This window comes from Deinococcus depolymerans, from assembly GCF_039522025.1.
Taxonomy (GTDB): Bacteria; Deinococcota; Deinococci; order Deinococcales; family Deinococcaceae; genus Deinococcus; species Deinococcus depolymerans.
In genome coordinates this window covers 1-12632 of sequence record NZ_BAAADB010000028.1, presented here as the reverse complement: position 1 = coordinate 12632, position 12632 = coordinate 1, and the positions used below count along the sequence as shown (strand labels likewise).

Below are 12632 nucleotides of genomic sequence, written 5' to 3'. Positions count from 1 at the left end.
GCCCCCCGCCCGCCTCTCCCTATCACGCCGCCTGCACGGCCCCTGCACCGACGGGGACCGGCGGCGGCTGAGAGGCCCTCCCGGTTCACCCTGACAAGGACGTCATGATCAACAAAGAATTCGGATTTGCCTTCATCGTCACGGCCACCGCACTGGCCGGGGCCTTCGCGTACGGCCTGCAGACCGGCGGGATCGGCACCGCCCTCAACTACCTGTTCATCGCGCTGGTGCTGGGCGTGATGGAAGTCAGCCTCAGCTTCGACAACGCCGTCGTGAACGCCTCGGTCCTGAAGAACATGTCGGCCGTGTGGCAGCGCCGCTTCCTGGTGTGGGGCATCCTGATCGCCGTGGTCGGCATGCGCCTGATCTTCCCGGTCGTGATCGTCGCCGTCACGTCCGGGCTGGGTTTCGGTGAGGTCGCCAGCCTCGCCCTGAACGACTCGGTCCGGTACGCCGAGTACCTCGAGAAGGCCGAGGTGGCCATCAGCGCCTTCGGTGGCGTGTTCCTGCTGCTCGTCGCCCTGAACTACCTGATGGACCCCGAGAAGGACGAGCACTGGCTCGGCAGCTTCGAGCGCCGCCTCGCCGGGATCGGCAAACTCGACACCATCCAGGTGGTCGTCACCGTCATCGCCCTGATGCTCGCCACGAGGTTCATGGTCGCCCCGGCCGAACAGATCACGGCGCTGATGGCCGGCCTGACCGGCGTCGTGCTGTACCTGATCATGAACGCCATCGGCAATCTCTTCGACCCGGACGACATGGCCGCCAGGGCCGGCGCGGCCGGCCTGTCCGCCTTCCTGTACCTGGAGGTGCTGGACGCCAGCTTCAGTCTCGACGGCGTGATCGGCGCGTTCGCGATCACCAAGGTCGTCGTGATCATCGCGGCTGGCCTCGCCATCGGCGCGGTGTTCGTGCGCTCCCTGACCCTGTTCCTGGTACACCGCGGCACCCTGGCCGAGTACCGGTACCTGGAACACGGCGCGCACTACGGCATCCTGGCGCTGGCGGTCATCATGCTGCTCTCCACGAACCGCGACCTGCACATTCCAGAGGTGGTCACGGGCCTGATCGGCGTGGGGTTCATCGGCCTGTCGATCCTCTCCTCCCTGCGTGCCAACAGGCGGGACGCGCTCGACGGAGGCCACCCGCAACCCGAATAGCCGGAATGCCGTCCGTGTCGTGAACATCGGCGCACCCAGTCGTCCCCAGTCCCGCGTGCGGGCCGCTGGGGACGCTTTTCATGGCCAGTCGGTCAGGGTGCGGTCGATCTGCTCGCGGGTGGGCATGCTGGGCTGCGCGCCCTCGCCGGTGCAGGCCAGCGAGGCCGCGACACTCGCATCCCGCATGGCCTGTGGCAGACCCAGGCCTGCGCCGAGCGCCCCGGTCAGCACGCCCACGAAGGTATCCCCCGCTCCTGTCGTGTCCCGCACCGTGACCGGGTGGGCCGCCACCTCGATCCACTGATCGCCGCTGACCGCCGCGCTCCCCTCGCCGCCCAGCGTGACGATCACCGTCTGCGGCCCCAGCGCCTGCGCGGCCCGCAGCTGCTGCGACCGGTCACCCGCGCCGACCAGGGTGGTCAGTTCCCCCTCGTTCACGACCAGCACCGTCACGTCCGCCAGCAGGTCCGCCGGAAGGGGCGAGGCGGGCGCGGGCGCGGCGTTCAGGACGACCGTCACCCCCCGCTCCCGCGCCGAGCGTGCGTACGCCTGCACGGTATCCAGCGGCAGTTCCAGTTGCAGGATCAGGTGCGTGACGTCCGTGAAATCCGGCTCCCGCTGCGGGGTCAGGAGGGCGTTGGCACCGGACGCGACGGCGATGACGTTCTCGCCGCTGTCGGCGACCGTGATGAACGCCGCGCCGGTGGGGGCGTCCAGGGTCAGGGAGGTGTCCTGCACGCCGCTGGCACGCAGGGACTCACGGAGGGGAGCGGCGTAGGAATCGTTGCCGAGGGCGCCGAAGAAGCGGGTGGGGTGGCCGCTGCGGGCGCAGGCGACGGCCTGGTTGGCGCCCTTGCCGCCGGGGGCGGTGGTGAAGGCCCGGCCGAGGACCGTCTCGCCGGGGCGGGGCAGGTGGGGGACACGGGTGATGAAGTCCAGGTTGGCACTGCCGGCAACGAGAATCACACGGACTCCGATTGAATGGGCTGCAAAGCCCGCTGGGTCCGAGCGGATGCGACTCGGAGAGCTGCTCCGCAGAGCAGGAGAAAAACGGGTTCCGGACGTGGAGCTGGCAATCCGGTGAAGTTCCGGATTGTTGGCGAAACAAACGGAATCCGTATCATACAGACCTCCGGGGAGATGAGGTGGGGGCGGGGCCGGTGGAGCCGGCGAGCCGAGCGGCGCCCGGGAGCTGCCGTCGAGGCCCGCCAGGGACCGATCGTTCCGGTGCTCGGGCGACACTGTTAAACGTTTAACCGAAGTGTAGCTGGCGCCCGTGTGCCCGTCCAGCAGCCCGTCCGCGCCCCGCAACCGGCCCCGTTCCGCCAGGGGACCGCTCTGGCATGACGGCAGAGCAGACCTCACCGGATTCACCCGCTCCGCTGCTCTACCCTGAAGGCATGACCCGTTCCGACTCCAGCAGCACCCCGGCCAACTTTCCCCTGTCGGGCTTCACGGACGACCTGACCCGCCTGATGGTGCAGCGCGGCGTCACGGCCCTCGAACCGCGCCCGGACCTGGCCCACGGCCGGACGGCCCTGCTGGGCCTGACCGAGCGGGACGTGTTCACGACCCAGGACCTCGCCTTCGCGTTTCTGGGCGCGGCGGACCACCGCGCGGCGGCAGACGCGTACCGGGTGGACGCCTCGGCATTCCAGGACACCGCAGGCCAGCGAGGCGCGGCGGACGTCGCGCAGTTCGCGCGGGCCGCCGGAGAGCTGTTCGACCGGTACGGCGTGATGGCCCTGGAATTCCCGGCCGGGTCCTTCCTGGGCTTCCGCGCCACGCCGCAGGGCATGCGGTTCACGGTGGACGGCGTACAGCTGACCCTGCGCGGCACACCCGTCCTCCCCTGACCGGCACCGCACCTGCGGCGGCGGACAGGCGCCGTGACCACTATGCTGTGCCGGATGCCTGACGTTCAGCTCCGCGCCGACCTGATCCGGCACTTTCGATTGGGGAAGCGCTCCATTCACGGTCCCGCGCACTGGCAGCGGGTGCAGGCGCACGCGGAACGGCTGGCCCTGGCGGCCGGCGGGGACGTGGCGGTCGCCCGTCACTTCGCGTGGTTTCATGACGCCGAGCGGCTCGACGAGTGGTACGACCTCGGGCACGGGGCACGCGCGGCCGCGCTCGTGCGGGCGTGGCGGGACCGCCTGCCGCTGTCGGACGCGCAGGTGGACCTGCTGGCACGGGCCTGCGAACGCCACGAACTCGGCGAGGTCAGCGACGATCCGACCGTCGGCGCCTGCTGGGACGCCGACCGACTGGAATTGACACGCGTGGGGCTGCAACCCGACCCACGGTACATGAGCACCGTCGCCGGGCAGGTGGCGGCGCGTCCCGGCACCGGACAGCACAGGCGGTCCGGCGTCACGGATACGGACCCCACCTGAGGGAGGTGCGCGCCTCCCTCAGTGGTCAGTCACGGAGCCAGGGAATGACCAGACCGTCCTCTCCGCTGTCCGGGCGGTCTGTGCCCGGCGTCTCCCGTCCGGCGGGAGGTTGCAGCGGCGGAATGACCGGCGGCGCCTCCGGACCGACGTTCGTAGGCGGGCGGGCAGGGCTGGCCGCTGGATCGATCAGGGACCGGTCGGCCTTTGGGCTCAATCCACGCAGGTAGCGGTCCTCGGCGCCCAGCCGGGCGCGGCTGTCTTCCAGGCGACCGGTCACGAGTTCGGTCGCCAGGAGGTCGACGGCCTCCTGAAGGGCGCGGACGGCCCGCTCAATCTCGTTCTCCACGGCGCGCAGCGACACCTGCTGCGTGGCGAGCAGGTTCAGGGCCTGCAGCCGGCCGCGCTGCTCTTCGAGGTCACGGGCCTCACGGACGATGCGGGCGTGCGTTTCGAGCAGCTGTCCGTGCCGGACACGCAGCCGCGTGGCGGTCACGTCCAGGCCCGCGCTGGGCCGCAGGTCCTGGGCGATCAGATCAAGGCGGCGGCGCAGTTCCCGCAACGTGCGCGCCGTGACCGCGCCGGGCTGCGTTTCGGGACCGGCTGAGGCGGGCCCCGGCGGGAGGGAGGCCTCGCGGACCGGCTCCGGTCCCAGCAGGGTCTGCCAGGCACGCTGGAAGCGGGTCAGAACCGATTCCGGCGGCGTGTCCGGCCCTCCGCCGAGCGGCGCGGCCGGGGGGGGCGTTCCAGTGCGGGCCGGATCGGCGGACGGCGGAACCGCTGGAGGGGGGGGGCGGACCGCACCGGGAGGCGGTCCTGGACGGTCCCTGTCTGCCCGGGGCGCCGGGGTGGAGGGGGGGGGCCGCAGGGACGTGGCGGGCACCCGTAACAGGGTGGCGGCACCCTCGGGTCCGCCGCGGGCCTCCTCGCCCTGCACGCGCAGGCGCCAGCGGCGGTCGTGGAGGTACAGTTCGCACAGCAGCAGGGTCCGTTCTCGGTCTGCGGGCCCGCCCGCTGCCGGTACACCCAGGTCGGCGGCGACCGGTGGGGCGTTCAGGCTGGCGAGGGTGAGCGTGCCGGTCCACGCGGCGCGGCCCCGCCAGGAGCAACCGATCACGAGGCGGTCCACGTCCGCGGTGGGCGCGTGTCCCAGCCGGATCTCGGCGGTGCCGGGGCCGGTACGGGCGAGTTCGGGGGGGGCAGGGCGGGCGCCGGCCGGTCCTGCGGTGACGATCCACAGGAACGCACCTGTGGGCGCGCGTCCCAGGTGCAGGTTCAGGGATTCCAGTCCGGTGGGGCCGAACTGACGGCGGATGTCCAAGCGTTCCCCTGGAATGAGTTGGTGCATGGGCGGTGGTCCTCCTCTCGCGGTCTCCATGATGGCAGCCGGATGGCCAGCGCGGGAGCGAATTCGGCGGCGTCATACGGACTGCCGTCTGTTTCGTCCACGACCCGGAACACCACCGGGTTGCCCACTCCACGCCCGACAGTCCTCTTGGCTGCCCCTCTGCGGAGCAGCCCTCCAGGTCCACATCAGAATCGACCACAATGTCTAGACATCTGCCGGGAGGGCGCAGCCAGTCCATTTCCCTACCAGCGGCCCGTAAAGGCCCCTTCTGCATGCCTTCCGCAGTGGGAGTCGGGGGGGACGGTCGACAGGGCTTCTAGGCCCCTCTGATCGCCGCGAAAGGGCATTCGCTTTCGCACGACTCCCTATGAATGGTCCGACAGCTTGATTTGGGGGTGGATGCCCGTCCTCTGAGGTCCTGGTGGGTGCCAGCCGGGGTCTGAGAGCAGGCTCACGTGCTGATGATGATTTCTTCTTTGAAAAAAGATTTTAAAAGATATTTGATGATCATCATCAAGGGCGCGCCGTCACTTCTGAGAAACACGGCATTTTCCGGGTTTTTCGCCTGAGTTGTCCGGTAGTTCGGGCGGTAAATCGCCTGAGTTGTCCGGTAGTTTTGCTCCGAATCGCCTGAGTTGTCCGGTAGTTCGGGCGGTAAATCGCCTGAGTTGTCCGGTAGTGGGGTCTCCCGAATCGCCTGAGTTGTCCGGTAGTTCGGGCGGTAAATCGCCTGAGTTGTCCGGTAGTGGGGTCTCCCGAATCGCCTGAGTTGTCCGGTAGTTCGGGCGGTAAATCGCCTGAGTTGTCCGGTAGTCTGGGGGTCAATCGCCTGAGTTGTCCGGTAGTCAGAGAAGACAAGATGTACAGCGCACTATTTGCCCTCTGGGTGAAGGTTTTCACCCGTTTCGCCCGATGCGATCGCCTGAGTTGTCCGGTAGTGCCCTGTTCAAATCGCCTGAGTTGTCCGGTATAGCGTCCGCAAAGGGCGCACGCGTATGATGAAGGGTATTACCCACAGGAGGACCGAGGGTTGACGCGAAGAAAGCGCCCGGAGAAACCAGCCCCCACTCCCCTGCCGGATGTCAGCCGGATTGAGGAAGCGAACGTCAGCCGTCTGGGCCTGATCAGTATTCAGGAACGCGTGCCGGATTCCTTCTCCTCATGGACGGTCGACTTCAACGTGGACGGGCGGCCCGCACGGCTGACCTGCGACGCCATGCCCAAGTACGGCGGCGTACCCCACGGCCTGGACGGCGACATCGCCACCGCCCTCATCGACCTGTACGTCGAGACCGGCTGCCCCGCCGACGGCCTGCTGAACACCAGCGCGTACCAGATCCTCAAGCGGGCCGGTCTGGACGACTCCGGGCGCTACTACCAGAACCTGCGGCAGACGCTGTTCCGGCTGCGTACCGCCACCTACACCGCCTCGGAAGCGTGGCGGGACCACCGGCGCGGCAACTGGACGACCGTGACCTTCAACTACCTCGAGGGCCTCGAGTTCACCAGCGGGGACGAGGACCTGGGCCTGAGCCGCAGCAGCACCCTCAAGATCCGGCTGGCCGAACCCATCGTCCGGTCCATCCGCGCCCAGTACACCAAACCGCTGGACCTGGAATTCCTGACCAGCCTCGACCGGCCCCTGACCCGCGCCCTCTACCGCCTGCTCGACGCGCGCCGCTATCCGCCGGAGGATCCGACCGTGCCCCTGCCGAGCTTCACGGTGAACCTGATGGACTGGGCCGAGGCGTGCAAGATCGTCGACCAGCGCAGCAACAAGATCCGCTCTACCCTGCAGGGCGCACACGAGGAACTCATGGAGCGGCGCTACCTCAGCGGCGTGGAATATGAGGGCCGGGGCCGGACCCAGAAACTCACGTACCGGTTCGCGGGCACCGTGACGGCCGACGCGAACACCCCTGACGGGACGGACCCGCGGCCGGTCACGTCCGCGCTTGCCGAGGAGCTGCGCCGTCACCGGGTGTCGCTGGCCGTCGCGCAGCGCCTGACCGAAGAGTTCGGCGAGGCGCACGTGCGGGAACGCCTGGAGAAATTCCAGCGCCTGATCAGCGGCGGGTACCGGGTCCGCAGCCGCTCGGCGCTGCTGGTGGACGTCATCCGCGATCAGGAAGGCAAGTACCCGGACGTGGCGGCCTCCACCCCGCCCGGGAAGCCCGAGGGGCGCAGTTCGTACATGCCCACCCTCGACGAGGCCGTGAACGAACCGCAACCGCTCGAGGCGCAGGTGGACGCTGCCCTGAAGACCCTGCAGTTCCTGCTGCGCGAGCGGCTGAGCGTCAGTGAGTACGCGCTGCTGCGCATGGGCCTGATCGTGGGCCGCCCCGATCCGATCGAGGCGACCCGCGCCGCCTCGAAGGCCAAGGTGGACGGCACGCTGGACGCCTACACGGCCGACCTGCTGCTGCTGCTCGGCGAACTGCGGACCCAGGCCTGACGGATGTCATACGGACTCCGATTGAATGGCCTTTGCAGCCCATTCAATCCGAGCGGAGCGAGCAGGAGAGAAACGGGTTCCGGACGTGGAGCTGGCAATCCGGTGAACTTCCGGATTGTCGGCGAAACAGACGGAATCCGTATCAGAAGCGGTCGATGACCGTCACACCGACCCCCGCGAAGGTATCCATGCCGACCAGTGCCTGCGCGGCCCCGGCGAGGTCGATGCGCGTCCCGATCAGCGCCGCCGGGTTCAGCTGACCCCGCTCGATCAGGCCCAGCATCTGCGGGTAGGTGTGCGCCGCCATGCCGTGGCTGCCGAGCAGTTCCAGTTCCCGGCCGATCACGCGGTCCATCGGCACGGCCGGACGCGCCTGGTCGGCCAGCAGCAGGCCCACCTGCACGTGCCGGCCGCGGGTGCGCAGGCACAGCACCGAGTTCACCAGGGTCTGCGGGTGACCCAGCGCGTCCAGGGACAGGTGCGCGCCGCCGCCGCTCAGATCGGCGATGACCGCCGGCAGGTCCGGGAGACGGGTGGCGTTCAGGGTGTGTTCCGCGCCCAGCTGCGCGGCCAGCGCGAGCTTCGAGTCGTCAATGTCCACGGCGATCACGCGCGCGCCCAGACTGGCCGCGATCTGCACAGCAGACAGCCCCACGCCGCCGCATCCGTGCACGGCCACCCACTCGCCGCCCCGCACGCGGCCCTGCTGCGACACGGCGCGGAACGCCGTGGAGTAGCGGCACCCGAGGCTGGCCGCCGTCACGAAATCCATGCTGTCCGGCAGCCGGACGAGGTTCTGATCGGCGTACCCGAGTGCCACCAGCGGCGCGAACGATCCCCAGTGCGTGAAGCCCGGCTGGAACTGCGCGTGGCACACCTGCTGATCCCCGGCGCGGCAGGGGCCGCAGCGGCCGCAGCCGGCCACGAACGGCACGGTGACCCTCTCCCCCACCCGGAAGGCCGTGACCTGCGCGCCGACCGCCACGACCGTGCCCGCCAGTTCGTGACCCGGGACGTGCGGCAGGCGGATGTCCGGGTCGTGTCCCATCCAGCCGTGCCAGTCGCTGCGGCACACGCCGCTCGCGCCGACCTCCACGACCACGCCGTCCGGGGTGGGCACCGGATCGGGCACCGTCTGGATGGTGGGCAGGACTCCGAACGCTTCGTACATCAGGGCGCGCATGCCGCCCACCGTAGCAGGGAGCCGGGTTGGGTGCGTCCGCCGCTGCGGTCAATCGCCTGTGTTGTCCGGTAGTGCCGGGCCAGCCTGCTGGCCGAGCTGCTGACTGACCTGCTGCCCGATCTGCCACGCCACGCTGCTGGGCGACAGACCGCCGGGGTGCATCACGTACGGCACGCCGCGCGCGCGCGCCACGTCCCGCAGGGCGTTGTGCGCGTGTGCCATCCAGCGGATCGCCAGGATCACGACGGCGGTGTCCGGCGTGACGTGCGCCTGCGCGTGCGTGCCGTGCGCGTACTCGGCGCTGCCGATCCAGTCCAGGTCGCCCAGCTCGAACGCGGCGCACAGGGCGGCGCGGTGCGGGGCGCTGGGAACCCCGCCCAGCAGCACCACCCGCCGCCCGCGCAGGTGTTCACGGACGGTCAGGACGTGCGCGGGCCAGTCCGGTGCGTCCGGGGTGGCGGGAACCGGACGGGGCGTGGGGTCCGCGCGGGCCGGACCGGCGGGCGGGAGGTCGGCCGCCTCTTGCGGGAGCACCGGCGCTTCCGCGGGGGCGGCCAGGGCCTGCGCCTGCGCGCGGGCGTCCGGCAGCAGGCGCAGCAGCGCGGCGTGAAAGGCGTTCAGGGCGGGCGGATCCAGCGGCAGGGCGCGCAGCGGACCGAACCTGCCCAGGTATCCTTCCAGGAACGCCTGATCCGGCAGGCGCAGGCCTGTGCGGCGCACGGTGGCGAGCAGGTTTCCGCCGGCCAGGGCGATCAGGCGGCGCACCTCGGTTCCCCAGGTGTCCCAGAAGGGCGTGCCGCGCAGGGCCAGCAGTTCCAGCGGAAGCGCGGCGCGTCCCAGGTGCCCGTGCAGCGGCACGGACGTGAACCGGTCCGGCTGGGTTCGCTCCCAGGCCCACAGCGGGTCCACGCCCGACACCTGCGCGGCCAGCTGCACCATCGGTGGGAGCCGCAGGCCCGGCGCGCGCGCGGTGCTCGTCAGGCCCTGCAGGCTCAGCAGCAGCAGCCGGGCGCGCAGGTCCGGGTCCCGGTCGGGCGTCACGCCGCGCGACAGGTCCTCGTCCAGATCGTGCAGGGCGTCCCACAGGGCGTTCAGGTGCTCCTGCGCCTCGGGCGTGAGCGGCCGCGCCCGGGCAAAGCGCAGGGCGCGCAGGGTGCGCCGCGCGGCCAGGGTGTGGCCGCTGAGGTCCCCGGTCGTCTGGCGGCGTTCGCGCTGCGCGCGCGGCAGGTCCGGGTGGCCCAGTTCCGCGTGCAGCCCCGCGTGCAGCTCCAGCAGCCGCGCCGCGGCCGGCGTGGGGTCCTGTGCGTTCAGGGCGCGCAGCAGCACCAGGGCGGCGTCCAGGGCCAGGATCAGCGGCAGGTCCTCCAGGCGGTCGCGGCCGCACACGAACAGCAGCAGCAGCGCGGCGTTGCGTTCCGCCTCGCGGTCGCTCAGGGCCAGCTGCCGCAGCGCCTGGCCCGCGCCGTGCCGCGCGGGTTCCAGTGTGGCGGGGGGGGTCAGGGCCGCGCGCAGGGGGGTCAGCGGGTCGCGCAGCGGGGCCGGGCGGCGCACGCCGGCCCAGGTCAGGCGGGCCTCGCCGCGCTCGCCGACCTTTACGCCGGCGGCGAGCGCGGCGTCCAGCGTCAGGGTGATCATGGCGGCGTCCTCGTCCGGCAGCAGGGGGACGCCTTCGAGCCACGGGTCGCCGGCGGCGGCCGCGATGGCGCCCAGTCTCGGGGTCCAGCGGCTCTCGTCCGGTTGCGTGAGGCTCAGCGTCAGGGCGAGGTCACTCAGGCGTTCGAGCAGCGTCCGGTCCGGCGCGGCGGCGTACCCGGCCAGCCCGGTGACGAGCGCCTGCCCGAGCGGCACGGCGCGGATCAGGGCCGCCTGGGCCGGCACGGTCAGGGTCTCGTCCTGCTCGGCGCGGTCCATCATGGCGTCCAGCCGCGCCGCGAGGGTGTCCAGTGCGCCGCGCAGCAGCGTCGGGTGGGCACACAGACCGCCGGGCGGGTCCAGCGCGAAGGTGTCCGGCGCCTGCACGCGCAGCGTGGACATCGGGCCGGGCAGGGAACGCCCGTCAGGAGTGCGCAATCGGACCATACCCTTCCAGTGTCGCCGATCTGCCGCCCGGAACGCAGACGCGCCGCACTCATTGAGGGCCGGTGAAGGCAGCGTCGGCCGGAACAGGCGAACATGCAGAGGTCTTCTGTTCAGAGGCGTCCTGCCTGCTGCCCACCGCTGCCGCTCCGGAGGTTCCATGCGTTCACTGAGCCCGACTGCCCGCGTCCTGCGTTCCGCCGCCCTCGCAAGCCTGCTGGCCCTGCCCGGAGGGAACGTGCGGGCCCAGTCGGCGCTGCCCGCCCCGTCCGCCGTGACGACCACCCAGGGGCCGGTGACGGGCGTCACGGACGCCGGCGTGACCCGTTACCTGGGCCTGCCGTACGCCGCGCCGCCCACCGGCCCGCGCCGCTGGCAGCCGCCGGCCCCCGGCCCCCGCTGGACCGCGCCGCGCGCGGCCACGCGACCCGGCAGCGAGTGCGTGCAGGTCGTGGTGGGCGTGTTCGCCGCGCCCGGCGAGACCGGCGGTCAGGTGCGCGGTGACGAGGACTGCCTGTTCCTGAACGTGTACGCCCCGGCCCGCGCCGCCGCGCCCCGCCCGGTCATGGTCTGGATTCACGGCGGGGCCTTCACGAGCGGGGCCGGCAGCCTGTACGACGGATCCGAACTCGCGCGGCGCGAGGATGTGGTCGTCGTCACGCTGAACTACCGCCTGGGACCGCTGGGATTCCTGGCGCTGCCCGGACTCGACGCCGAGGGCGGCGGAACTTCCGGCAACTACGGCCTGATGGACCAGCAGGCTGCGCTGCGCTGGGTGCGGGACAACATCGCCGCGTTCGGCGGGGACGCCGGGAATGTCACGCTGTTCGGCGAGTCCGCAGGCGGCATGAGCACCTGCGCGCACCTGGCGTCGCCCGCCTCGGCCGGTCTGTTCCACCGGGCCATCATTCAGAGTGGCCTGTGCGCCAGTCCCGGCAATTCTGTGACGGCGGCCGACGCCTCGCGCCGCAACGTCGCGTACGCCAGCCGCCTCGGGTGCAGCCGCGACACCCTGGCCTGCCTGCGCACCCTGGACGCCCCGAAACTCACGGCGGGGAAGGTGCCGGGCCTGCGTCCCCTGCCGAACCTGGTGTGGTCCCCGGTGTACGGCGGGCCCCTGCTGCCCCGCCCGCTGCTGGACGCCTACCGGGCCGGGCAGTTCAACCGGGTGCCCGTCCTGGCCGGCACCAACCGCGACGAGGGCCGCCTGTTCGTGAAGATCGCCGTTCCGGAGGGACGCAGCATGAGCCTCCCGCTGTACTGGGGCGCGGCTGGCCTGCTGGGCGGCGCGCGCAACGTCACGCGCATCCTGAACGCCTACCCGGCCCGGCAGTACGCCACGCCCGCGCTGGCCTTCTCGGACATGTTCACGGACGGCGTGTTCGCCTGCCCCGCCGTGAACGTCGCGCGCGCCCTGTCGGCCTTCACGCCCACCTACGCCTTCGAGTTCGCCGATCCGGACGCCGTGACCCTCCTGACACCTCCCGGGGATCTGCCGGGCCTGGGCGCCACGCATTCGAGCAGTCTGGTGTACGCCCTGCGCACCCGCATCGATGGGCTGGCCGACCCGGCCGATTTCACGCCCGCCCAGGACGCCCTGTCCGCCACGTTCAGCCGCAGCTGGGCGCAGTTCGCCCGCACCGGCACGCCGGGACTGCCCGGCTGGTCCCCGGTGCGAGGAGAGGCGACGCCCGTGATGGTGTTCACGCCTCAGGGCGCCCAGGTCAGTGACCGCTTCGCGCAGGACCACCGCTGTGACCTGTGGAGCGGCCTGAACCTCAACTGACACGGACTCCGGTTGAATGGCTTGCAAAGCCGTTCAATCCGAGCGAAGCGAGGAGGAGCTGGGCGGGTTCCGGACGTGGAGCCGGCCATCCGGTGAAGGTCCGGATTGTCAGCCAAGAGTTTCCACGGGCGAGAGAACAGCGACCAGCACGAAGGCCCAGGAGGCAGGGGCTTGAAATTCCCCGGTCTCATGGGCCTTGATGCGAAGTGACTATGCCTCGCACGCCCA

The 12632-nt window shown here is 71.0% G+C and carries 9 protein-coding genes; 5 read left to right on the top strand and 4 right to left on the bottom strand.

Annotation, left to right across the window (positions count from 1 at the left end; translation table 11 throughout):
• Nucleotides 1-104: 104 nt before the first annotated feature.
• Nucleotides 105-1163, top strand: a complete 1059-nt coding sequence (locus ABDZ66_RS12475) for a DUF475 domain-containing protein (protein ID WP_343759396.1) — start codon at nucleotides 105-107, stop codon at nucleotides 1161-1163.
• Nucleotides 1164-1241: 78 nt separating this feature from the next.
• On the opposite strand, the gene ABDZ66_RS12470 is transcribed toward ABDZ66_RS12475, so the two are convergent.
• Entirely contained in the window at nucleotides 1242-2129 is an 888-nt protein-coding gene (locus tag ABDZ66_RS12470; RefSeq protein ID WP_343759394.1) for a ribokinase, read from the bottom strand.
• 434 nt (nucleotides 2130-2563) lie between these two features.
• Between ABDZ66_RS12470 and ABDZ66_RS12465 the strand changes: the two genes are divergently transcribed.
• Nucleotides 2564-3019, top strand: a complete 456-nt coding sequence (locus tag ABDZ66_RS12465) for a hypothetical protein (protein ID WP_343759391.1) — start codon at nucleotides 2564-2566, stop codon at nucleotides 3017-3019.
• Nucleotides 3020-3073: 54 nt separating this feature from the next.
• Complete coding sequence (locus ABDZ66_RS12460; RefSeq protein WP_343759386.1) at nucleotides 3074-3559, top strand: HD domain-containing protein; 486 nt, start codon at nucleotides 3074-3076, stop codon at nucleotides 3557-3559.
• A 25-nt stretch (nucleotides 3560-3584) separates the two neighbouring features.
• Here the strand turns inward: ABDZ66_RS12460 and ABDZ66_RS12455 are convergent, their stop codons facing one another.
• Nucleotides 3585-4904, bottom strand: coding sequence for a hypothetical protein (locus ABDZ66_RS12455; RefSeq protein WP_343759384.1), 1320 nt, complete (start codon nucleotides 4902-4904; stop codon nucleotides 3585-3587).
• A gap of 1030 nt (nucleotides 4905-5934) precedes the next feature.
• On the opposite strand from ABDZ66_RS12455, the gene ABDZ66_RS12450 reads away from it, so the two are divergent.
• Nucleotides 5935-7359: a replication initiator protein A gene (locus ABDZ66_RS12450; protein WP_343759382.1), complete on the top strand. Its 1425-nt coding sequence runs from the start codon at nucleotides 5935-5937 to the stop codon at nucleotides 7357-7359.
• Between the two features lie 142 nt (nucleotides 7360-7501).
• Here the strand turns inward: ABDZ66_RS12450 and ABDZ66_RS12445 are convergent, their stop codons facing one another.
• Nucleotides 7502-8542 (bottom strand): zinc-dependent alcohol dehydrogenase family protein, encoded by a 1041-nt coding sequence (locus tag ABDZ66_RS12445; protein ID WP_343759380.1) that lies wholly within the window; start codon nucleotides 8540-8542, stop codon nucleotides 7502-7504.
• 48 nt (nucleotides 8543-8590) lie between these two features.
• Entirely contained in the window at nucleotides 8591-10621 is a 2031-nt protein-coding gene (locus tag ABDZ66_RS12440; protein ID WP_343759378.1) for a hypothetical protein, read from the bottom strand.
• Nucleotides 10622-10778: 157 nt separating this feature from the next.
• On the opposite strand from ABDZ66_RS12440, the gene ABDZ66_RS12435 reads away from it, so the two are divergent.
• A complete protein-coding gene (locus tag ABDZ66_RS12435; protein ID WP_343759376.1) occupies nucleotides 10779-12404 on the top strand; it encodes a carboxylesterase/lipase family protein in 1626 nt (541 codons plus the stop codon).
• Nucleotides 12405-12632 lie beyond the last annotated feature (228 nt).